Origin of the sequence: Stieleria magnilauensis (assembly GCA_007753675.1) — a bacterium.
GTDB classification, from domain to species: domain Bacteria; phylum Planctomycetota; class Planctomycetia; order Pirellulales; family Pirellulaceae; genus Stieleria; species Stieleria magnilauensis.
The window spans coordinates 6760233-6783221 of sequence record CP036432.1 but is presented as its reverse complement, the minus strand read 5'-3'; the positions used below and the strand labels follow the sequence as shown (position 1 = coordinate 6783221).

Here is a 22989-nt window from a genome sequence, read left to right as displayed (position 1 = left end):
GACTCTCCATCACAACGGGAAAAAATGCAGACAACCAATGCCAGACGCATCCTAACAAATTTCCTCAAGAACAGGCTGTCGGACCTATGGGGGCATCGCGAACGCGGAAAGGATGAATCGAAACGCATCGCCGACGAAAGTATCAAAGCGTGAGAACTCCAAGAGCCCCTTTCGCTCGTTCTTCGCAATCTCAAAATCAGTGGGCGGTTTATACGGATTCGGATCACTCATTCCTCAATTTCCCTCGCCTTGCCCAATGCGGACGCAATCAACCCTGCAGGCACCGAGACGATGCCGAGGCCGATCACGAGTAACAAGGTCGTGAAAACTTTGCCGCCCGGCGTGATCGGGTACACGTCCCCGTAACCGACGGTCGTCAGTGTTGCCACCGCCCACCACAGGGAATGAAATACCGAAGCAAACGCTTCGGGCTGGGCGTCATGTTCGAAGTGATGTATTCCGACCGCCGCCAGGTACAACAAAATCATGGCAACGAATCCGAACAAGATGAATTCTTCCCTCGCGATGACAAACGCTCGGTGAAAACGGGCGATCGCCCTGTTGTACCGCGCCAATTTCAGCACCCGGACCAACCGCATCAAACGGAACGCGCGAATCGCCCGCAGGTCAAACCCGAGTGACAGGTAGAACGGCATGATGGCCATCAGGTCGATGATGCCAAGAAAGCTTGCCGCGAACCGGATACCGCCCAGGTAGAAGCGAGCGATGTACTCGATCGTGAAAACCACCACGACAAAGATTTCCGCGCATCGGAGCCATGCTCGCGTACTCGATTTCAGGTCGGGAAGTGTCTCGATCGAAAACAGCACCAACGAAACGCAGATCAGAGCCTGCATGACGAGATCCAGCTTTCGAACGGTCTTCGATTTCAACGTCCCTTCCGTCGGCAATGATCACGTCATGCTTGCGGATCGCACACTGTCTCGTCGTGCGTTGCGTTCATCGCACAAAAAAAGCCGGGTCGAATCGACCCGGCAACTTGCCAGTGCAAAGCATCTGCTCCGCAGTACCCCCGGTAGGGCTCGAACAACCGACCGATTCCAGCCGTGACAAACGCGGGGGCGTGTCCGCGGTGTCGCCGGCGGTGTCATCGGCGCCGGAAGTTTCCGCCGACGCTTTGGACGATGACGACGGAACCGATCTTGCCGGGTTGATTCTGAAACGCCAAAGGCTGGCGGAGATCGCCAGACACGCCGCGGAGCTTTCCGATTCCGACTGGGCCTCTGTGGTGGCGTTCGCTTCCGAGTTGGCCCACGCGTCCGCATTGCCGCCGGGGGATGATCAGGGATGATGGGTTGCAGACAACCAGGTCGACGCGCCGGTGCGGTCCCTGAAAGTTGGGCGGGTCCTTCCGAGGGGGGCCCCCAGGGAGGCATTTGCCGGCGACCGGTCGACATTTTCGTACGCGCGGCGTGTTTTTTTGGGGTGGGTGGGTTGTTTGTTCGCTCGCCCCAGGGCCGCCGCCCATCACGAGGGGAAAGGATGCGTCGGGCAATCTTGAAGCGGTTGATGCAGGGCCGCCGGCTTATGGACATCGCCGTTGAACACCGGGTGCCGTATGCATTCGTCCAAGCGGTCGCAGCGGAAAGTGGCTTGAACTACGCCGGCCAACATCTCAGCGACGCTCAGCAACGAGAGGTGCGACGCCGACGGGAAAAGGCCGGCCAATCGATTCGCGAGATCGCCGCCGAAATGGGTTTGCCGAAATCGAAGATTGGTCGGTATTCGCGGCGTGTCTATCTGGATGAGGCCGCGGAGGGTGACCGCATTGGATTCACCGAGGCGGCCCGTCCCAAGCGGTGCCCCGTTCATGGACTTGTGAACGTCTGGCCGTGCGTCGCGTGTACCGCATTGGGGGCCGTTCGTGACTGAGTTGAGAAACCAAACGCGGAAACGGGCCGACATCGTTCGGGCGTTCGTCGTGGATACCGCCAAGCTTTACGTCGATTGCCACAACTTGGTGGCATCCAGTGGTACGGGTGGCATCGTGCCAGAAACCGAAACCCTATTCAGGATGGCCGCGATCGGCATACGCGACCCGTCCGCGACTTGGAACGGTGGCGACGTCACCGAATCGGACCGGCCCGAATACTTTCAAGCCCTTGGGGACTTCGCGACCAAACAAGCGAGGTTCTTGGCGAGCGTCGAAAACGTCGTTTCCCATCTGTCATCGCCGACGATGCCCGCGTCCGCCGGCTGGGCCGCAATGTTGGTCCGCGTCCGAGTGTTCCGTGAACTCTGGGCCTACCTCTCCAACCAAGACAATCGACTGTCCGCAATCTGCGACGCGTCGCAAGCTTCCACCCAACCCGCCGAGTAGCCACCCATGGCCCAAACGAAAATCGAGATCACCGCGGACGCTCAAAAAGCCGCCGCGGAATACGACAAGCTGACACGCAAACAGAACCAGCAGGAGGACGCCGCGAAGCAAACCGCCGCGACGTCACAGCAGACCGCCCGACAGACCGCCGCCGCACAAGAGGCCGCGGCGAACAAGGGCGCCGCGAGTTACAACCGAATCATCCGCGAACTCAAAAAGCAGGGTCCGGAGGGACGGGCCCAAGCCAAGGCGGTCGAGCAATACCTACGCGAGACCGGAACCGCCGGCCGTCGATCGATCGGCGAAATCATCGGCGAGTTGGAGAAGATCGACCCGGCCGCCGCCGCGAGTGCGTCCGCAATTCAAGACAACGTGGCCGCCGCCGCTAACACCTCCGCCAACAAACTCGCCCGCCTGGCAACGGAACTCGAAAAGCTGGGACCCGAGGGCAGAAAACAAGCTTCCGCCGTCCGCGGCTACCTCCAACGAACCGGGCAAGACGGCTCGCGATCAATCAAAGAAATCCTTGGCGAAATCGGGAAGATTGACGACGAAGCCGGCAAAGTCGCCAGAAAGGCCGGCGACGACTTCACGAAAGCTGGCAAGGCCGGCCAATCTGCGTTTGGATCCGGCATCCGGTCCCAACTGACTCAAATGGCAACGGCTTACATCTCGATCAACGCCGCCGCGAGCGTCTACCGACGAACCGTTGAGGCCGCGCGCGACGCACAACGCGAGTCCGTGGAAACGTTGCTCAACACGGCATCGGGCAATCAAAAGCTTTTGCAGGTCGCGACCGACGCCGAGGACTTCGAAAAGCTGACCGGCAAGGCCGACGAACTCGCCGCCAAATACGGAATCCTCCGCGAACACGCCCGCGAGCTGGTTTTCTCCGCCCGTTCGGAAGGGTTTGAAGAGCTGACCGACTTTATCGCCGCCAACGCCGGCAATCGTGTGATTGACGTACAGGCTCAATCGACGGTTGCCGGGCAAGTCCCCGCCCTTTTCCAAGACGAGGGTATCGGAGGACAGGAGGCAATCAACGCGGTTCTTGTCGGTGCAGCCAAGTCGCGTCTCAACTTCGAAGAGATCGCCCGAGCACTGCCAGCCGTCGCCGCGTCCGCCGCCCCGACCGAGGCATCGTTTGACGAATCGGTGGCGACGCTTTCCGTACTTGCCGGCAAATTCAAATCTGGCGAGACCGCCGGCGACCGTATCGCCGCGTTGGCCGCCAAACTGAATCTCGACACGGTCGACACCGACGGACGCAAAGCCCTTGCGGACCGTGGATTGATTGAAGCCGTCCAGGCTCTCAAAAATGACCTATCGGCCGAACAGCGGGCCGCGTTTTTGGGTGAGTCCAAGGAACTGAACGAAGCCTACAACGCGATTGCGGAGAACCTTGGCGAGATCCAAACGCGGACAAGCGAAATCAATGCAGCCCGCGCCGCGACGGGTACAGACCGATCAGCAACCGCGGTCAAGCGAGCAATTGCAGAAGCACGCCCCGACATCGTCGCCGCCCGCGACAAGATCGCCGCCGACAACCAGGCCGAAATCGAAGCCGAGCGGGCACTTGGAACCACCGAAGCCAAGCGACAGGCCGAACGGCAGCGGCAAAAGGCGAGAGAATACGCCCGCGGCGACAACGCCGTGACCGTCGAAGGGCGAGCAGCTGCACGAACCGCCACCGACACCGCGGCGGATGCGTTGGACGGGTTGATTGAGTCGACAGCGTTAAGCGATTTCCAAGCCCTGGCGGCCGACGCGGCCGACGCAAGACGCGACAAACGCAACTTCGGCGACATCGAATCTCAGCGAAGCCTTGAGGCTCTCACGTTTGGGGCCACGGCACTCGGCCGCCGGCGATCACAGGCCCGCCCCGGTGAACAGGTCCGGCTATCTCGAGACGAAACGCAAACCTACCTCTCGACACTCAGCGGGGAGACGATCGACCAAAGCCGAATCGACGACAACGTGATTCGGCAAGTGACCAACCAGGTCACGAGCGCTGCGTCTGAGACCGGCGGCCGATCGGCGATCCTGAACAATCCGATTGTCCAGTCGCTCAGCCACAAGCTTCTAGGTGCCGTCCCCTTCAACAACGTGGAGCGGCAGACGGCATTGAAGCAGATTCCAAGCCTTGAAGAGGCGTTTGCGTTCGGGGTTCCCAGCGTCGCCCCCCAGGCGATCAGCGCGGCCGCATCGTCCCCCGCGTCTGCTAACAACGAACTGACCGCCGCGATTCGAGAGCAAAACCAATTGCAGCGTGAGGCGATCGCCCTGCAACGCGAGACCGCCGACGCCAGCAAATCGACCGCCGACGCCACCCGGACCACGGCCGACGGTGTCTTGAGGACGGCCGACAACACCGAACGGCAGCCGGCCGACGCGTCCGCCGGGATCAACGCCGCGTCACGTCGCCGGATTCCCGACCCAATCTAAGACACAAGCCGACACACAAAGCGAACGTCGGAAAACAGAAAACAAACCGTTTGGGAACCGTTTTTTGGTGTGCTACCGTCCCCGGATCGATCCCCATTTACCCCGAGAATCCGAGGACAACATGAAAACCGCAACCATCCCGAACGATGCCCCAATCGGTCCCGACTGCCATGCAAACGCCCAATCGGTCCGGGTGCCGTTCGTGCTTATCGACGACATCGCCGGCCCCCTTTGGTATCCGCGTCCAATGTCGAGCGATGACGCCGCCCGGATGGCCGAGACGATCAACGCGTCTGGCGGAAACGCCCGCGTCGTCGACGTCGAAATCATCCTACCGCCGGCGGCCGACGTCGCCTCATTCGACAACGTCACCCCCGAGCCGCTACGCGTAACGCTCTGCGGCGAACCCCAACCCGATGAGCCATAGAGCCATGAGCAAGCCAAACGCAGCAGGAACCCGCGCCGACGCTGAGTTGCGAGCGGTCGAACAACTGGCTGAGCAAGCCGAGCGGTTTACCCGTTCGGTTGAAGCTTCCGCAGAATTGGACATCGAACTATTAGGCGGCATGGAGTCCGACATCTGGCGACGACTCGCAGAATTGGACCAAATCGGCGAACTGGCCCGCCGCACCGCGTCAAAGCTTCGCCGCGACGTGGCAGCGATACGGGGGCAGGCGTTACAATCCGCCGACACGTCCGACGACACAACGCGGGACACGTCCGCCGACAAAGCGGATTCCCGAAATTAACATGCCCGACAGCGACGCCCACCAACTTGAAACGATGCTTGCCATTGTTTCCCACGTCCCCTCCGCCGTTCCTTGGTTCGTGATTCCGATTGCGACACCGAATAGGGTTTTCGTCGCTGACCGCCGCGACGATGCGTCCCTGGCGATCACCGAAGCGATTGCCGGACATCACGGCCAAGTCTTGGCCAGCGACACGCGCGGCGATTGGGTGGGCGTGTTGTTGGACCCAGGCGAGACCGCCGCAACCGAGGCCGCCGGCAAACTCCGCGGCGCGTATGCGATGGGAACAACCGATGCGTCCGCCGATGATGACGACGGGCCGTTCTGAAGTATCCGCCATCGTTTCCCACGTCCCCTCCGCCGTTCCTTGGTTCGTGATTCCGATTGCGACACCGAATAGGGTTTTCGTCGCTGACCGCCGCGACGATGCGTCCCTGGCGATCACCGAAGCGATTGCCGAACATCACGGCCAAGTCTTGGCCAGCGACACGCGCAGCGATTGGGTGGGCGTGTTGTTGGACCCGGGCGAAACCGCCGCGACCGAGGCCGCGGGCAAACTCCGCGAGCCGTCCCCGAGTGAACCGCGACGCGTCGCAGAATGGCAACGCCGGCCGATCCTGAGAAAACATAGATTCCGACATAGTTTTTGTGTTGACACAGACCGGGACATACGACACAATAAGTATGTCGATCACAGGAACCCCACCGGAGTCAAAACTATGTCCAATCGTCCCCGCCCCCGAGCTTACTTCTACCGCAACGGTGTTGAACTGACCGGCCACGAAATGAACGGCCGTTGCGTCGAATCCTTCGGTGTCCCCAGTGGCACCATCCGCAACGCGGTTTGCTTCGAATCGGTCACCGTTCGAACCACTCGCGACGAGACGCTGACCGAAGCTGACTTTGGCGGCCCCGTGTCCGTCAAAGTTTGGTCCCCCGAGCAGCCGGCTACGTGGTTCGGTATCGCTTCGGTCGCCACGGTCGAACGCGTCAACGCCGACGCCCGCCAGATCGCCCGATAACCTCCCACCGCGTCCCCGGCCGCCGCTTGGCGGTCCGGGGGCTTTCCCTTTGGAGCTGCCACATGGCCAAGAAGAAAGCCGCCAAGGCCCCAACGGCCAAGCGTATCGACGTGTCCGCCTACGGCATCGACCTCCCCGGATTGATCGAGGAAATCCGCCCGCATGTCGAGGGGATGACTTACGAGCAAATCGGCGAACGGGCCGGACTTCCCCGCGGGAGCGTCTCGAACTACTTCAACGGCACCGCGAAGCCATCGCTTGGGGCCGTCGCCGCGTTGGCCCAGGCCGCCGGCGGTCGGGTTGTTGTGAAGTTTGAGCCGGCCCCACCTAAGCGAAGCGTGAAACGTCGGGCATAATCGCCCACGGGTAGGCGGGTAGCTCCCGCCGATCGGTCCGCCGGCTGGGCGTCGTTCCTGCGTCCGGCCGCCGGCCCGGCCCGTCACCCGAACAGGAACAAACGATGGCAACCTACAACGCCGCCGCCAACACGTGGCCCCAACTGGTCGAAAACGCTTTCGGGCACGCTGCGGAACTGCTTCAACGGATGATTGGGCTCGTCAGCGTCCCAGGCGTTCAATTCAACGCGTATCGGGAAAACACCACCACCGGCGAAAAGCACCCGCTTGCGATCGAAGAACGGGCCGCGATCATCCGCCGTGATTGGAGTCTCGCCCGTGCGGTGTTTGGCCAATGCTCTTTTGACTTTGACCGCCTCGCGCCGTTGATCGAATTTGCACGGGTTGAGCTTCCACCGATCGAGACCCCGCCACACTGGTTCCACACCGGTGCCGAGCGTTGCGAGCGTGACGGGCGCCAGTTTGCGACCAGCTGGGATGCACTCCGCGACGCCTTTGAATCGCTCGAGTATTGGGGCTACAGTCTCCCGGCCCATTTTGCGGCTGCGGTTGCTGTGTCCAGAAAGACGGAATCCGAGCGTGAAGCCGATGAGCTTGGCACATTGAAGTCTTGGGAGGCTCTGAGTCGGTCGCCGTCGCCTTTCCCGGTTGTAATTCAACAAGCAATTGCAAATCGATTGAGAGGCGAGCGCGTGTTGATTCTGAACAAGCTGGCAGGGGGCATAGATCGGCTGATTCCACCGCCCCCGTGTGACATCTTCGACGCGGTCGCGACGGAAATTCCGACCGAATGGGACGAGATTGATAGAGCCACTTGCAAGCTGACCGAGGAGCGAATCGGGGAATTCGAAAAACTGGATAGAAATTGCGTGGCTATGTTTGGACGCACCTTTGACCAATTGAAGGAACTTCGCAAACGACGGGCAGGTGGGCGGACGTCGCCCGATAAAACGCTTGGGATTGATGGGGCTGGGCAAATCTGGCGGAAGCGTACGGTAACGGCAAAGACGCTCTTCTACGTACGCGACACCATTACCCCACCAGCTGATGACGCCGATTGATAATCGGGGATTCCCCGATTCCCCGATTGGACACGGCGACCGTTCCCCTGAATGCTTGGAGCACTCTAGACGCACACGTAAGCGTCTCAAGTGACACGCATTTAAGGAACGACAAGCGACATGACAACAACATTGCCAATCGAAAAGAACGCGGCGATGCTCACCGTTGCCGATCTTGCTGAACGCTGGAAATGCAGCCAGCAGCACGCGCGGCACATGGTCGACTCTGGCCGCGCACCGTCCGGCGTGAAGCTAGGCCGACTCCGTCGATTCCCGCTCGGTGAAATCGAGCGTTGGGAAAGCGATGGTTGCCCCGACCTCAGAGCGCAAGCGTCGTGAATACCAAGGCCACACTTATTGAATCCGTCGCCCCTTCCGAGCTGGTCGACGCGATCACCGAAAAGGTTCTCAACGAGCTGCGTCCGATGCTTGAACAATCGGCTACGCCGCTGGCGGTCGATGGGGACGAAATGGCAAGGCTTGCCGGCGTGTCTCGCGTGACGATCGATCGAGCCGTCTCCGCGGGCAAAATCCCGAGCTTCACCGTCGGGCGTCTGCGTCGGTTCGAACCCGCAAAAGTCATCGCCGCAATGGCCGGCGAACAGTGAAAAAAGAGACGCTCGCCGGTGCGACCCGGCAAGCGTCATTTGGACAGGTCGAGAAGTGTCACCCATACGCCCGCCACACAAATCATGATCCAAGATTCGACACAACAAACAACCCCGCTTTTTGACTTTGGCGAAACTGCCGCCCGGTGCCGCGCGGCCGCCCACAAATCGGCGAAACCCTCGCGAGCTTCGCGCCGCGAAATGGTCGTCGAGTGGTTACGCCGACGCGGCACTGTGGGGGCTACACGCGAAGAGATCGCGGACCACTTTGGTTGGCCAGTTCAATCGGTATGTGGGCTTGCTGACAAGCTTCTGAAAGATGAGGAGGCCATGGAGCCCGGCGAGACTCGCCAAACGAAGTACCAAAGGGCGGCCGCGGTCATCGTTCTGCGGGAGTGCCTACGATGAAATCCCAGGCACCCACAAACCCCAAGTTCAAGAATCTGAAACGCCGGCTCGGACTGCCCGCCTACGCGGTCGTCGGGTTACTTGAGTCCGTCTGGATGCTTGCCGCCCAACACGCCGAAGATGGCGATCTTTCGAGGTTTTCCGATGATGAGATCCTTGGGTGTATTGAATGGGACAACGCCGACGTGAACGTCGTCGAAGTACTGGTTGAGTGCCGATGGCTCGATCGTGATGAAGGGCGGTTAACCGTGCATGACTGGGCGGAGCACTGCCCCAACTACGTGAAGGAGCGAGTGAAAAAACGCGAGCAGAGATCCAAGGGCAAAGGAGTGGGGGACGGGACACGCGGGACCATGTCCGGGGACTGTCCCCAGACTGTCCCCGGACGGTCGACCCCTACCCAACCGAACCCGACCCTACCCAACCAAACCAAACCAAACCCAACCAACTCTGGTCGGAATCCGGAATCCGACCAGATGAACAAAACAAACGAGGCTGCACTCCGACTTGCCGTAGAGGCATCGAAGGCATTGTCGCCAGCCAAGTTCAATGATCGCCAGTTGATCGCGAAAGCGGCCGTTATCGCGGTCGCTTCCCTTGATGAAAACTGGTTTCGCGTCGCGCTCGGTGGGGTAACCAAGACCAGCACCAAGAACCCATGTGGCAAGTTTCATACTTGCTGCCGAGATCATGCTGAGCGTCTGCACTCTAAGGACTTCGACCAGCTCGCCGCACAGGTCAACATTCCGAAAACCTTTTACAGTCGTCTCGAAAAGGAGATCGGAGGGAAGAAACGGCCGCGGGTCCCGACGTCGCCGCCCAAATCGCCACCGATCGAAAGGGCGTCAACTTCCCAGACGGAAATGAACCGCCGCCGGAATGAAATCGAGCAGCAGCTACTCAAAGTTGGTTGAATCGAAATCCGCCGACGCGTCCGCCCACGCTATCGGGGCATGATAACGATGCGACCTTTCCCCGAATCCCCTACACTGACCGTGCGACGGCTAGGCCCGTACAGCCGAAAACCGGGCATCATCACCCGGCCCGCCGTCGCCTTTCCTACCTTGATGACGTGAAGGATGAATCACGATGGCAAGTCTGAGAAAAGAGACCGACCGCAACCGAACCGGCTGGCGGTTGCAGTTTCGACAGAACGGCAAACGCCGTTCGCTTTGGCTGGGACCGATGAGCAAACGAGCGGCCGAGGGTGTCAAGCGACACGTCGATGAGCTTTCCCGAGCGTCGGACGCAAACGTCGCCCCTGACGCTGAGTCCGTGAAGTGGGCCCAGGGCGTCGATAACCGGATCCACGCAACGTTGGCCAAGTGGGCCTTGGTCGAGAGCCGCGAGCCGGTTTCCGCAGACCTCAAACTCTGTGGGGCTTTCTTCGAGCACTACATTTCGAGCCGCACAGACCTCAAGCCGCCGACGCTCAACAAATACCGACAGGCCGCCCAGTGGTTCAAAACCAAGTTTGGAGCCGACCGCCGGCTATCCGCAATCACAGCCGCGGACTTCGAAGGGTGGCTTCGCTGGATGACCGATGGGCGTCTGTCACAGTCATCGGCCAACAAACACGCCAAGCGAGTCAAACGGATGTTTCGCGAGGCGGTCAAGGCAAGGCTTTTGTATGAGAGTCCGGCGGAAGAGACGCGGATCGGAGGGGAGCACAACGCCGATCGACAGCACTACGTCACCCCGGCCGACGCTCGCGCGGTCCTGGCCAAGTGTGATACCGAGTGGAAAGTGATTTTCGGCCTCTGCCGATACGCCGGCTTCCGATGCCCTACCGAGGTGCTCGCGTTGACTTGGGGCGATGTTCACTGGGACGAACAGCGTCTCCGAATCGACAGCGTCAAAACCGGGCTTCGCTTCTGTCCGATCTTCCCCGAGCTCCGACCGTTGCTTAAGGCCGCACAGAAGAAGAGCGGCAACAGTGCGGTCTACGTTGTGAATCGATACCGCGGCATCGAAACGAATCTTCGCACTCAGTTAGGCCGAATCATCGAAGCCGCCGGGCTCGCACCATGGCCCAAGACGTTCGTGAATCTTAGGGCGAGTTGTCGGACCGATCTTGAAGAGAGGTTTGCCGGGCATGTCATCGATAAGTGGCTGGGCCATTCGTCGACCATAGCGCGAAAACATTACCTCCAAGTGACCGACGCACACTGGCAACGAGCCGTTACCGAACCAAGTCACCCACAACAAAATGACACCGCCGAATCTGGCGGTGTCGTGGGCGGTGTCATCGGTGCAGATCCAAGGGACTGCCAGACGAATCAGGAGGGCGAGAAACCTTGCAAAAACCAACGAAAGAGGCCTAGGAATCATTCTCAGATACCTAGGCCTATACCCCCGGTAGGGCTCGAACCTACGACCCACGGATTAAGAGTCCGTTGCTCTACCAACTGAGCTACAAGGGCTTAAGCGTTTTTCAAGTGCTTGCTACAACCGGACTACAACGGTTAGCCTGTTTTAACACGCAAAACACATGGAAAACAGCCTGGATGACGCATTTTCGCCATTTTCGGCCGTCACCTCCTCGCTTTTGGGCAGCTCGGCGATGACGAGGGAAGTTGTAGCAAATGGTTCTCGGAAACGAAAGCCTTCGAAACCAGAAAAACCGTATCCGGATTTCCCTCTCACCGCCCACGCCGCGTCAAACGCGGCGAATCCCAAGCAGTGCCGGCCATTCCCACCAAGCACCGGACGGGGCCTTCCGAGGGGGCGGGGGTGGCCGTCGCGGGTTCCGCCTCGAACACCTCGAGCTGGCATGTGCGAAAAAGTTTGTCACCACCCCTTTTGAAATCCCAGACGGCCTGCCCACCTCATGCGATCAGGCACCTCCCCTGTGACGCGTCGGTGAACGCCACCCCAGCGACCTGGCGGACAGAGAAACTCGCCGCGGTTGGTCCAACCTCCGCAGGTTGTAGCCGATAGAGAAGAGTTGCTTTGCGTCGGCGTCCGTTCCCTTGTTCTGCCCCAATCGAGCGAAAACCGACGCCAGTTGACAGCACCCATTTTCCTTTTCGTGTGTTTAGCCTGTTTCGTGGTTCCCTCTCCTGCGATGATCTCAGCATCGTCCAAAACCTGACATTCAGGCTGCGATTGGTGCGCTCGAAGCGCGCCCCACGGATTTAGTTCGACCTCTGTTTCCTGGGATTCGCTTCTGATGTCATGGTTCGATCGGTTCGCGGTCGACCGGGCCGAACGAAAAGAACCGATGGCTGAAAGAGTGGCCGCTCAGTGTTTGCCGATCCCAACGGAATCGATGGAACGTATTTGGCTGGTTGGGCAATGTGTCTTAGGCCCGGAGGGCCGGTAGAGTGTCTGCCGGTGGTGTCAGCCACCGGGGATGGATTCCATACAACGCTCAAGGCCCAGCGGGCCGACACAGTATTCGGGGTTTGATCGCTCCCGGACGGCCAAGAGAACGATTGTGCCGGCCCTTCAGGCCTTTGTACTTCAATGCACTGAACGCCGGTGGCTGACACCACCGGCAAACACTGTGCCAGCCCTCCGGGCTTCATCGTGACTGTCCAGCGAAGACAGGTCTGAGCCAGACACTTCGATTTCCCTCGGCGATTCCAATCGAGTACATTGGCAACCAACGATGATGGTTCAAATTATCGTCGTGGCCGATCCGCGTAAACCAAGTGGTGCACCGCAGTCGGCGAGTCGAGTTCGTATTTGAGTTCCGGTCGATCGCGCCGACGCGGTGGCCACTGCCGTTCTGCTTACAGAGTAACTGTGATCTTTTATGTCGAGTCGCTTTTATTCCTTTGTCGGCGGCAGCACTGGACGTTGGTCCGTGACCGGCGTCTCGTACGTAGCGGGGGAACCCATCTCGCCTGTAGATCGGCTTAACATCCAAAACGCGAACACACTTCAACTACCCGAAGGTGCGGAATGGATCCTTCGAGGCGTCACAAGCAACCATCGTTACACCACCAAAGACGAACTCGAATCGTTGAGCCAGGTGCAACCGCAACTGAACCGCGAACACGCAACCTGCGCCGCATTGATTCCAATCAAGAAACGTTCGGACTGGTGGGATCTGCCCCAGGACACCCGCCGAGACATCTTTGAATCTCAATCGCGCCACACGACGATTGGCATGAAATACTTACCAGCAGTCGCTAGGCGGTTGCATCATTGTCGTGATCTTGGAGAACCATTTGATTTCCTGACTTGGTTTGAATTTGCGCCCAGTGACTCCAGTGCGTTCGACGATTTGGTGGCGGCACTTCGCGAAAGCGCAGAATGGACTTTTGTCGAACGAGAAGTCGACATACGTTTGACCCGTATTTCCACAGAATAGGGCAGAACCAGCGCGCGCACCGGAAGACGCGAGTCAGAGGGTATTGAAGTGGAAAACCGTTTGCGCGTACCCGGTGACGCGTGTCGTTCACGCTGCTAACCGACGCCTGACAACAGTGCCAATTTCTGTTTCGTGTGATTGGCCTGTTTCGTGGTTCCCTCTCTTCCCCGGTTCTCAGCGTCGTCCAACGCCTGACATCTCGACTGCGATTGGTGCGCTCGAATTGCGCCCATCCGATTTCATCAGGCCTCTGTTTCCTGGAGACCGCGTCTGGTATTACGATTTGATCGGTGCGCTGACGTACTTGCTGGAAGGGGCTCACGCAAAGTCGCCAAGCCGCAAAGATTTGCCCCCGCTCCTTTGCGGCTTGGCGTCTTTGCGTGATTCTTGTCTCACTTGGTGCACGTCGACTCGGCCGAAGTCGGCAAACCGACGCCTGTCGCATGCAACACTGAAAACCGACGCCTGACGCGTTGACTGCTGAGTGGGAAGCTCGATTTCCCTCGATGATTCCGATCGAGTACATTGGCAGCCAACGATGATGGCTCAAACTGTCGTCGTGGCCGATCCGCGTGAACCGAGTGGTGCACCGCAGTCGGCGAGTTGAGTTTGTATTTGAGTTCCGGTCCATCGCGCCGAGGCGTTGACCACCGACGTTACGCCCATGGGGCATTTCGAACAATGCAAAGCGACTTACTGCAGTTCTCGACACGACATCTGCTCATCGTTACCGCCGTGATCGCCGTCCACTTCGGGGGAAGGGCTTCTGGCATCGCAAACGGTTCACCGGAATACGAACTCTTCATTCCACTCGCAGTCGCTTCGTTGGTGGCGTGCTACCTTGGCTGGATGCGACATCCTCTCGGTACTTCGAGCGTATGGGCGGCCGCCATGGCGATTCTATCGTGTGGTGCCTTGTCGGCTGAGGTTGCGTTTGGAGTCGCTCCAACTGGGTTCTTGCGATCGTTGCCGATCAATTGGTTCGCAGTCACACTCGTCGCGATGCTATGCTGGTTGTCCGGTGTCGCTTTGTCCTTTGCGGCTATGCGGATACACCGTTTTTCCCTTCGCATACTTTTTCGCCCATAGCGACTGGATCGGCGAACCATGTGTTGCACCGACGGACTCAAAAACAATTTTCCTGATGGTGGCCTTTTCGTTCGTCCTCGGTGACCACCAACGTTCTGCATTCGAAAAGGAAATTGAATGGATACTGAAACTTTCACCGAAGAGGCGGTGCCAGTTGGGCGGCAGTTGAATGAGCTCGTGGACTCACCCCAGGGGACAACGATGCCCCGTCATCTCTCCGCAATCCTCGACAATCTTGTTTCAATGTTATTGGCAGTGTTGGCGGCAGCAAGAATCATTTGGTCGCGAGACAAACAGCGATTTGGCGACCGTGTTGACGGCACTGTCGTGGTGTTTCGTTGACGGTTTCCGATTGTAGATACGCAGAACCATCGTCTTGATCTCTTGTGGTCCATCGAGTGATCCGCAGACGCATGACTCCCCCGTCATTTGCGTCGTGTGGTCCGCGGTGTTTTCTTTATTGAAAGAAGAATCCGACCGAACACACGACGCGCGGTTCCTCGGGAGTCGAGCGGCTTTGGATCTTGGAAGTGCACCCATGAGATCGAGACGCCGTTACCAGCACAACGCTGATGAACTGCGGCCAGGAGATTCGGGAAGCGGACGATGGGGAGAAAGTGGCAGCGATCACAGCAAGCACTCTGTCAGCCCGCTGGGCTTTCGCATCCCGGGGTGAGACCAAGCCGATTCGCTTGTTCCCAGAACCATGGGATGGATGTGCATGGCTGGTGGGCAAATCTGGGAGTTGGCTGATGGTGCTAGGCCTGTTCTGCGAGCACTGTGGCAGCGACTCGCTGACACCGATCGATGAGATTGGCAAACCGTCGTGGACGGACGCTCTTCGCACCAGCAGTGAAGCGTGTCCGGGCTGGTATCGCAACCCAATTCGAGTTCGCCTGGAACGAAAACGCTGGCACGCACGGCCAGGATCCGTTCTAATCGAGTCCCAAAACAGGCCTACGTGAAGGCTGACAAAGTTCTGACACACGATCTATCCCCGTTCCTCCGCACGCGCGGATAGATCGCGATTCGTTCGCCGACATCGATCATGAGACGCATTGCCATGTTCGCCGTGTTCGCCGCCATACTACGGGGGATCGGGGTGTCGTGGCTCGACATCGGAGTCGCCGGCGTACTCGTTTTAGTGCTCACCCAGTGTTCGATTGCCATCCAAAGTTGGGTAGAACGGCGAACGGGGCGACAAACCAAGCCGAATTCGGAGGCATTTGACGCCTTGTATTTTCTCATCGCAGCGGGAATCGGTTTGCCTCCAATCTTCCTCTTTCCTAACTTGCATCCGTTTGCCTACATCGCGATCGTATTAATAGGTGCCGCGATAGCCAACGCTCTGGCAATTGCGTTCTTTGGAGAACACGTTCGGGGCGTTGAAACGCGCAATGAACCACCCAGCAACGTTGAATGAATCTAAGAACGGCGAACCAGACGATGCCTGTGCGTCGCCGAGTCGAGTCAACTGAAGTGGTCAGTCTTTCGCGGCGACCACGTGATCGTTATCGTTCTACACACTGAAGAATGAAACCTTTTTGCCAGCATTGCAGCACTCGCTACGGCGAGCTTCTTCGCAGTGACCGATGGCGCGGGTTCCGTTGCGAGACATGCAACACGGAGTCCTGTGAACTCTGTGTCGTCAGCGAGGACTTAGGCAACCACATCGCGTTTCTGCGGTGTCCAAGTTGTGGCGGCGATTCACTGGACGATCTCGATCTACATGATCGGCACTCGATCTTCACGTCAACGGAGCAGCTGACGTCATTGGATATTGGAATTGCCCTCCCCTGGATAACTTGGTCTGTTTATCCGCGCCGGACCGAAGCACTCATTCAAAAATCTCTGCCAAGACTGTCTGACTACGGACCACGGTTCGCTTTGCTGGACGAAAACGAACCAAAAGTACGGGCATACCTGGCACAGGCGTTCCCTGATCGTTTCAACTGCGACACTCCACAGGGATCGGGGGCACTGATTTGGATCGCGGATGGGAAACCGATACAATGTTCTGGCGGACCGAACGTGACCGAGTACGAGATACTCAAAACGTCGCGCTCTTTGTGGGCCGCCGTAACGGATTAGGTGCGAACCATCGGGGCCAACGGAGCCGGGCTTGCACGGTTTCGTGATCTGGTGCTACCCACCAAACCGGGACAACAACGAAGGCCAACGCTCCCGCTAGCAAGTCAGCAGGCGGGACGCACAGATCACACGTGGTGGGTGGCACGATTCATTCACGCCGTTCGGCAAATTCATTCGTGCCGTTCGTGGACAATACCCTTCTCCGCAGGTTCCGTGAATGCTCAACGCCTGACATCTCGCCTGCCATTGGTGCGCCCGAACAGGCCCACCGGAATTCACCAGACCTCTGTTTTCTAGGGATCGTTCCTGATGTCCATCGTTCGGTCGATTCGGCCGAAGTAGACAAACCGACGCCTGACGCGACGATTGCTAATTGCGAGACTCGATTTCCTTCTGCGATTCCAGTCGGGTACATTGGCAACCAGCGATGATGCTCAAACTGTCGTCGTGGCTGATCCGCGTGAACCACGTGGTGTACCCCAGTCGGTGAGTCGAGTTTGTGCTTGAGTTCAGGTCAATCGCGCTGCCCCGGTGACCACAGGACGTTCGTCGAAACCAGAATGATGCTTAGGTGCGAATGAATGCAACTCTCGCCACCTTTCACCGATGCCGAGATTACGCTTCGCGAATTCCTCGGCCGCGAGAGGCTCCCCGATACACTGCGATGGATCTGGCGTGACTCGATCATTTCTCGCCGTGGTTCAGGGACGAAGCGTCGTGCAAATCGCCGGATTTTCATTGATGCAACGCGGCTCGCGAATCTCACCGAGGTCAAGCGTTACTACGATGCGGGTGTGAGACAGGGACTCGGGCTTGCGCTAAGCGTGTTCTGCTTGGCTGGCGGATGGTCGTGTTGCTATGTTGATGTGCCAGAGGACGATCTCGCTGCCGAGTATCGGATGATGACATCTCTACGATGCAGCATCCCCACGCCCATTCCTGTCGCCAAACTGATAACGTCGCGGATCGTGGCAGGCTGCTTGTGAACATTCATTCATGTTCCGTCTCACGCTTGTATGACAAATTCGGTGCCAACCCGTTCAATCGCATTGTCTTTCGCGAATCGGATCGACGGTCAATCGCAGGTTTTGCCGTAACCGGTTCGCACGGGTACAATGGCTTGTCGTCGGTGATCGTCACCGATTCGGTGATTCAAACGCACTCAGCGAACCATGGTTGGGCCGGAGCGGCGGCAGCGCTTTGGCAAGTGGTTCGTCTCGGGTCGCCGCCCGGTCAACCCAGACGTTCTTCCATTGATTGTTTGACCACAGCAGATGCAACGTCGGAAAAGAAACTTCGCTGAGTTTGTCTGTTCTCGACCGCAGATGTGGACTGTTGAAGAATCGCTTCCCGAAGTGATCGCGTTCCTTTCCGGCGTCGATTATGCGAGGCGGGTTGCCACTCCCGAAGGCGATACCTACGACGGTGGTTCACCCAGGGCTCTTCTCGATTGGCTGACCGCTGAGTTTTCGCTTCCTGGGATGGCTGCAAACGCGAACTGGATTGCTGGTTTGCGCGACCGTTACGGAACGGATGAGGCCGCGTTGGACGCGATGCGAGAGTATGCGAAAAGCCTGCCTGCCGACGTGGATAGACAATTCGAGATCGGAGCCGCTGAATGAAGGCGGAACCATGTCGTGCACCAAAGGGCGGTTCGCGCGGTTTTGCAAATGAAAAATCTAATGTCTGTCCTCGGTAACGGCCACTACTCTGTCCCCAGGTACCTATAGGTGCATGATGAAGCGACTTCGTTTTTCACTCTGTCATCTGATGTTGGCAGTCGTACTACCGGCCGCCGCGATTGGGATCGCCGTTCAGAGTTCACATTCGTCACGAAGGTTGGGTGACGTTGAAAAGCGTCTTTCCGAAACGTAAAGGATTCTCTATGCAGTGGCCATGCCGCGTTATCCGAGGGCGCGTGCCGTGGTAACCATGCCGGATGGTCGGCAAGGAGGAAGCCCATTGTTGCAGATGACATCAGCCCGCCTAGAGAACCACGACCGTCGGATGATGACCCATTGGAGTGGGCCAAAGGAATGGGGCGATGCATCGTCCGGAGGTTACTTTTGGCGATACATTGGCTCGGAGGGTGATCGAGACATTTACGAGTTTGTCGTCGTCTTTGGGCAGCGATTGCCAGCAGAGCCAGACGAACGTGCCAAGTCTGCAGTCGTCCGATACGTTTCGTTTCGGAACGCTCCTCTTGATGTCATTTCCGAACACGGATTTTCGATTGCCGTTGCCCCTTGACTCGCACCGAGCGACAGAACCAGGCGGTGAACCGAAGCCGCCGACGACGTGTTTTCTCTAATCGTAGATTTATGACGGCGACTCGGTTGCCGCCGTCGTTTGCGCTGCCGACCGACGCCAGATGCGCCGCGGCAAATTCATTCGTGCCATTCGTGCCATTCGTGGACAGAACCCTTCTCCGCTGGTTCCGTGAATGCTCAATGCCTGAGATCTCGCCTGGGATTGGTGCGCCCGAAAACGCCCACCTGAATTCATCGGACCTCTGTTTCCTAGGGTTCGCTCCTAATATGCATCGTTCGATCGCTGCCCGGTTGACTTGGCCGAACGAGGCAAACCGACGCCTGACGCGCCGACTTCTGATTGGAAGACTCCTTTTCCCTCGGCGATTTCAATCGGTTACATTGGCAATCAGCGATGATCGCTCAAGCTGTCGTTGCGGCCGATCCGCGTGTACCAAGTGGTGTACCTCAGTCGGCGAGTCGAGTTTGTATTTGAGTTCCGGTCCATCGCGCCGACGCGGTGACCGCAGGACGTTCGTTCGACTACCCAGCCTTTGATTGATTCCAGATGGACCGTTTCTCCGGATGTGCTGTTCTGATCGGAACCGCAATAATTATCTGCGGTTGTTTCTACGCGATTGCGTTGCACAATCCCGGCGGACCACCACCTATGGCACCGATCCGTCAGCGTGCGGACTCGATTGCGCGATGGTCTTGCGGAATCGGTGCGGCGGTCGCAATCGGCTATCCGCTGGTCGCAATATCCCTTCGTTTTCGTAGACGCCGATCCCCAAGAGTTTAGAAGTGTAATTTATCTACCGCATGACGATTCAGAAAGGATTGTTTTTCGGCCCCTTGTCAAGTTTTACAAGGCGGCCGAAGCGGCCGTTTTGACGGACGAATGCATCGCTGATTTTCACCGTGACACTTCGCCATCTTTCCCAGACCAAGAGTTACTTCGCGATGCAATCGTTGATTTGCTCAACTCCGGACACGAAGAGTTGGTGCCTCTGTTTGTCCAGGGAGATGACTTAGGGGACAATGATCCCGTTGGGCGGCTCGTTGACCACGAGGAAGGCATTTATCGTGAATGTGTCGCTCAGCGAATGATTTCCCAACCGAATCCGAATCTAATGAAATACGCAGAGCGATGTGCCGCCGATCATCATCCAATTGTATGGCGACCAGGGCTCCGGGCTCTTGCTGCAATCAGAGCGATACTTCCAGAGCGAAGGACAGGATGACAATCGAATGCATGATAAAAAGCATGCGAGCGGCGAGGGCAGACTGGTTGAAGTGGTTGGTTTTTCGTCACCGCCGCATGGTTTCCACCGTGATGCGAAACGCTGCAAGGATACAACGATGAGCAAAAGCGTCTTTCGTACGTTTGTCGTTGTGCTCTGCATGTCGATCGGTTGTTCCTGCTCAACTTCCTCATCCGAGCAAACTGATATTCAAGCGATAGCGTGGGAGTCGTTTACCTGGAAAGAGATGGAACGTCTTGTTGGCGAAGGAGATTCTGTACTTCTGTTTTGCCATCCGACGTCTGCCGTTCCCGACGATTATCAGTTTGAAGAATTCGATGATCCACGATTGATAGGCCTCTACAGCCAGGGTGAATTCGTTGCACGGACGCTTAAGTACTCTGACTGGGAAGGCAACGAGATCCGTACGGTCTTCAAACGCGTTGGCCACACGAAATATCCAATGGTCATACTTTTTCGTCCCAACCGCGAACCGCTCCGAATCGATGTGTTGGTTGTCGACCAGTGGCTGGAGGAAATTGCTTCCAATCGCCGATGATGTTGTCGTGTGATGGCTGACATCGAATCAGCTTTCAGGAAGCTGGTTGAGGGGCTCTGGCGAACACAAGTCGAGTCGAATGCCACTCCGGTTGACGATCACACCGGAAAAGCACGACCAGGTGTACTGGACGTTGGTGACATGCTTGTTGAACAGTAACAGCCCGTCCGAGTTAATTTCACCGCTCAAAAACCCCATCAAGCTTGGCTGCATTCGGTCGAGCCGTCTCGCCGCTGTTGAACGAGTCCTTGTTTCAAGCAATCACACTTACAATCGTCGTCAGGTCCGAGGAACAACGTGCTGAACTTCGAGAAGCCATCCACTGCACTGCAAACCGAGCCTAAGGAGGCTGTGTGAAGTACAGCCTGCTATTCTCATTACTGGCAGTAGCGATTGCAGGCTTTGCAATTCGCACGGGTTCCTGGTCATGGATCCTGTTGTACCCGGCGTTTTCGTTTGGCATGGTTGGAGCAAGTTATCTGCTTTCCATGCCGGGGATCTTTGGGAAGCAGCCCAATGGATCGCGTTCGGCGGGGGTGATGCTTGGATGGCTCTGGAAATTGAGCCCGGTGCACTGGATGGCGTTGAAGGCACGGTGGAGTACTCGCAGCCGTTCATGATGTTGGGGGAGAGTGACGAAAACCCTTTGTGATCAGCGACTTAAAAATTGCACGACCTCCAAGACATTGGGAAGTTTTTGATCGCACACGTCAGACGGCTTCAGAGATTTTCGGGTTTGCCGAAGGATTGACCGGTGGCGTGCGTTTTGCCCGGGTCCGCGGCGGTGGTGATGGCAGTGCGTTGAGCATCCCCGTCGCCTTGGCCCACGTCTCGGCCTCCTCGGCCGCCGGCTGACTCCGCGCCGTGATGCCTCCGCCCACCGGGATCTGCAGTCGGCCGGCCGTTGCCGTGATCGTGCGGATCAGGATGTTGAAGTCCGCGGCGCCTCCGCAGCTGAAATAGCCCATCGATCCGCAATACGGACCACGCGGATGCGGCTCCAGTTCCGCAATCGTTTTCATCGCTTCGATCTTCGGCGCCCCGGTCACGCTGCCGCCCGGAAAACAGGCCCTCACGACATCCACCGCGTCGACGCCGTCCACCAAGTCGCCTTCGACGACCGAGACGAGGTGTTGCACAAATTGATATCGCTCGATCTCACAGAGCCGACTGACGACGACGCTTTCGTCCCGACAGACGCGAGACAGATCGTTCCGCATCAGGTCGACAATCATCACGTTTTCGGCGCGGTCTTTTTCGCTGGCCAGCAACGTGGCGGCCAGGTCCGCATCGGCGGCCTCGTCGCCCGTGCGGGGAACGGTCCCCTTGATCGGACGTGTTTCGACATGACGATCGCGGAGCTGTAAAAACCCTTCCGGCGACGAACTGAGCACCTGAAAGTCACCTCCGTCGTAGTACCCGGCAAACGGTGCCGGATTGGCGCTGCGGAGCCGTAGGTACAACGCGGCTGAGTCGAGCGACGAAGCCGTCGTCAGACGCTGGGCCAAGTTGACTTGAAATGAATCGCCGCCGCGAATCCGCTCGACGATGTCCGCGACCGACGCCCGAAACGCTTCACCGGTGAAATTACTGATCACGTCGCCCGGGGCGTCAGGCAACGCGTCGAAACGGTGAACCGGTGGCGGCGACGGACGACCGGACGCCACCGTGGAAATCAAGTCACAGATCTGGTCGGCGCGTTCGCTCGCGGATCGAAACCGACGTGATGCGGCCGATGCCGGAGACGACGCGGCACCAGGGGCTAAATCTTCCGCCGTGAAACCCTGGCAGATCAACCAGGACCGGTTCTCGAAATGGTCGATCGCGATGGTCCAATCAAACACGCCGAACGACATCGCCGGGGTCGGCAAGTCGTTTTCTTGATGCAGATGGCACTCCGCCAACTCCTCCGGCTCCAACCAGCGGGCCGCTTCGTAACCGATCACGCCCACCAACCCGCCTTGAAACGGGGGCAACGAAGCGTCGAAGGTGTCGGGCAAGGCGTCAACCCAGCGCGACAACTCGGGCCAAGGGTTCGGCTGGTCCGGGAACACACTCAGCCGCTTGAGCGGGTCCGCGGACAAGAACGAGTACCGGGACAGCCGCCGCACCACTTCGTCGACCGGCCCTTGCACGGTTGCCGAATCCAGCCACACGCGTCCGGGCAGCCCGGACAGCGCCTGGAAGAGATCGGCCACGTCGAGATCCGATGCGATCGGACGCACGACGGGCGGACGGCTCAGTTCAGGACGCGTTGTCACGAAAATGGCGAGGTGGACGAAAGGAGACGGACAGGCGGGCGGATCGTAGCTTGACTCTCGGTCGGGCGGCGCTCAACCGCAAATGTGGGTTGGGGACGCAAATGGCGGCTGGAGGGATAGGCAGAACGATGGGGGCAGAACGATGGGGGCAGAACGATGGGGGCAAAACGATGGGGGCAGAATGA

At 58.4% G+C, this 22989-nt stretch carries 23 protein-coding genes, 1 tRNA gene and 1 pseudogene; 20 read left to right on the top strand and 5 right to left on the bottom strand.

Annotated features, from left to right (window positions below):
- Positions 1-84: 84 nt before the first annotated feature.
- Positions 85-231 carry a hypothetical protein gene (locus tag TBK1r_RS39065; protein ID WP_419580347.1) on the bottom strand — a complete coding sequence of 49 codons (147 nt, stop codon included), beginning with the start codon at positions 229-231 and terminating at the stop codon, positions 85-87.
- On the bottom strand, positions 228-893 hold the full coding sequence (locus TBK1r_RS24250) for an ion transporter (protein WP_473772454.1): 666 nt from the start codon (positions 891-893) through the stop codon (positions 228-230). Before TBK1r_RS24250 ends, TBK1r_RS39065 begins: the two co-directional genes overlap by 4 nt.
- 113 nt (positions 894-1006) lie before the next feature.
- Between TBK1r_RS24250 and TBK1r_RS24245 the strand changes: the two genes are divergently transcribed.
- The 9 genes from TBK1r_RS24245 (at position 1007) to TBK1r_RS24205 (ending at position 6913) form a co-directional block, all read left to right on the top strand.
- Positions 1007-1312: a hypothetical protein gene (locus TBK1r_RS24245; protein ID WP_145216651.1), complete on the top strand. Its 306-nt coding sequence runs from the start codon at positions 1007-1009 to the stop codon at positions 1310-1312.
- A gap of 191 nt (positions 1313-1503) precedes the next feature.
- A complete protein-coding gene (locus TBK1r_RS24240; RefSeq protein ID WP_145216648.1) occupies positions 1504-1893 on the top strand; it encodes a hypothetical protein in 390 nt (129 codons plus the stop codon).
- Positions 1886-2341 (top strand): hypothetical protein, encoded by a 456-nt coding sequence (locus TBK1r_RS24235; RefSeq protein ID WP_145216645.1) that lies wholly within the window; start codon positions 1886-1888, stop codon positions 2339-2341. The genes TBK1r_RS24240 and TBK1r_RS24235 overlap by 8 nt, the downstream gene beginning before the upstream one ends.
- Before the next feature lie 6 nt (positions 2342-2347).
- Positions 2348-4786 carry a coiled-coil domain-containing protein gene (locus TBK1r_RS24230; RefSeq protein ID WP_145216642.1) on the top strand — a complete coding sequence of 813 codons (2439 nt, stop codon included), beginning with the start codon at positions 2348-2350 and terminating at the stop codon, positions 4784-4786.
- A 121-nt stretch (positions 4787-4907) separates the two neighbouring features.
- Positions 4908-5213, top strand: a complete 306-nt coding sequence (locus TBK1r_RS24225) for a hypothetical protein (RefSeq protein WP_145216639.1) — start codon at positions 4908-4910, stop codon at positions 5211-5213.
- Between the two features lie 4 nt (positions 5214-5217).
- Complete coding sequence (locus TBK1r_RS24220; RefSeq protein WP_145216636.1) at positions 5218-5535, top strand: hypothetical protein; 318 nt, start codon at positions 5218-5220, stop codon at positions 5533-5535.
- A 1-nt stretch (position 5536) separates the two neighbouring features.
- On the top strand, positions 5537-5863 hold the full coding sequence (locus tag TBK1r_RS24215) for a hypothetical protein (protein WP_145216633.1): 327 nt from the start codon (positions 5537-5539) through the stop codon (positions 5861-5863).
- Positions 5864-6254: 391 nt separating this feature from the next.
- Entirely contained in the window at positions 6255-6557 is a 303-nt protein-coding gene (locus TBK1r_RS24210; RefSeq protein WP_145216630.1) for a hypothetical protein, read from the top strand.
- 62 nt (positions 6558-6619) lie between these two features.
- Positions 6620-6913, top strand: coding sequence for a helix-turn-helix domain-containing protein (locus tag TBK1r_RS24205; RefSeq protein WP_145216627.1), 294 nt, complete (start codon positions 6620-6622; stop codon positions 6911-6913).
- 83 nt (positions 6914-6996) lie between these two features.
- On the opposite strand, the gene TBK1r_RS39060 is transcribed toward TBK1r_RS24205, so the two are convergent.
- Positions 6997-7812, bottom strand: coding sequence for a hypothetical protein (locus TBK1r_RS39060; protein WP_419580346.1), 816 nt, complete (start codon positions 7810-7812; stop codon positions 6997-6999).
- A gap of 282 nt (positions 7813-8094) precedes the next feature.
- Between TBK1r_RS39060 and TBK1r_RS24195 the strand changes: the two genes are divergently transcribed.
- The 4 genes and pseudogenes from TBK1r_RS24195 to TBK1r_RS24180 all read left to right on the top strand — a co-directional run.
- Entirely contained in the window at positions 8095-8313 is a 219-nt protein-coding gene (locus TBK1r_RS24195; RefSeq protein WP_145216621.1) for a helix-turn-helix domain-containing protein, read from the top strand.
- The gene (locus TBK1r_RS24190; protein ID WP_419580345.1) at positions 8310-8582 is read left to right on the top strand and encodes an excisionase family DNA-binding protein; all 273 of its coding nucleotides are present in this window, start codon (positions 8310-8312) and stop codon (positions 8580-8582) included. The genes TBK1r_RS24195 and TBK1r_RS24190 overlap by 4 nt, the downstream gene beginning before the upstream one ends.
- Positions 8583-9085: 503 nt before the next feature.
- A complete protein-coding gene (locus tag TBK1r_RS24185) occupies positions 9086-9904 on the top strand; it encodes a hypothetical protein (RefSeq protein WP_145216618.1) in 819 nt (272 codons plus the stop codon).
- A gap of 175 nt (positions 9905-10079) precedes the next feature.
- Positions 10080-11144: pseudogene (locus TBK1r_RS24180) on the top strand (tyrosine-type recombinase/integrase); the annotation flags it as partial.
- A gap of 196 nt (positions 11145-11340) precedes the next feature.
- Here the strand turns inward: TBK1r_RS24180 and TBK1r_RS24175 are convergent.
- Positions 11341-11413 (bottom strand) — tRNA-Lys (locus tag TBK1r_RS24175).
- 1388 nt (positions 11414-12801) lie between these two features.
- Between TBK1r_RS24175 and TBK1r_RS24170 the strand changes: the two genes are divergently transcribed.
- The 7 genes from TBK1r_RS24170 to TBK1r_RS24145 all read left to right on the top strand — a co-directional run bounded on the left by TBK1r_RS24170 (position 12802) and on the right by TBK1r_RS24145 (position 21195).
- Entirely contained in the window at positions 12802-13311 is a 510-nt protein-coding gene (locus TBK1r_RS24170; protein ID WP_473772453.1) for a chlorite dismutase family protein, read from the top strand.
- Between the two features lie 1206 nt (positions 13312-14517).
- Positions 14518-14742, top strand: a complete 225-nt coding sequence (locus TBK1r_RS24165) for an RDD family protein (protein ID WP_145216612.1) — start codon at positions 14518-14520, stop codon at positions 14740-14742.
- 706 nt (positions 14743-15448) lie between these two features.
- On the top strand, positions 15449-15823 hold the full coding sequence (locus tag TBK1r_RS24160; RefSeq protein ID WP_145216609.1) for a hypothetical protein: 375 nt from the start codon (positions 15449-15451) through the stop codon (positions 15821-15823).
- Positions 15824-17072: 1249 nt separating this feature from the next.
- Positions 17073-17477 (top strand): hypothetical protein, encoded by a 405-nt coding sequence (locus tag TBK1r_RS39055; protein ID WP_419580344.1) that lies wholly within the window; start codon positions 17073-17075, stop codon positions 17475-17477.
- Positions 17478-17816: 339 nt separating this feature from the next.
- The gene (locus tag TBK1r_RS24155; RefSeq protein WP_145216606.1) at positions 17817-18113 is read left to right on the top strand and encodes a hypothetical protein; all 297 of its coding nucleotides are present in this window, start codon (positions 17817-17819) and stop codon (positions 18111-18113) included.
- 1779 nt (positions 18114-19892) lie between these two features.
- Positions 19893-20543 (top strand): hypothetical protein, encoded by a 651-nt coding sequence (locus tag TBK1r_RS24150; RefSeq protein WP_145216603.1) that lies wholly within the window; start codon positions 19893-19895, stop codon positions 20541-20543.
- Between the two features lie 427 nt (positions 20544-20970).
- Positions 20971-21195: a hypothetical protein gene (locus TBK1r_RS24145; RefSeq protein ID WP_145216600.1), complete on the top strand. Its 225-nt coding sequence runs from the start codon at positions 20971-20973 to the stop codon at positions 21193-21195.
- 58 nt (positions 21196-21253) lie between these two features.
- On the opposite strand, the gene TBK1r_RS24140 is transcribed toward TBK1r_RS24145, so the two are convergent.
- Positions 21254-22804 (bottom strand): anthranilate synthase component I family protein, encoded by a 1551-nt coding sequence (locus TBK1r_RS24140; RefSeq protein WP_419580343.1) that lies wholly within the window; start codon positions 22802-22804, stop codon positions 21254-21256.
- Between the last annotated feature and the right edge of the window lie 185 nt (positions 22805-22989).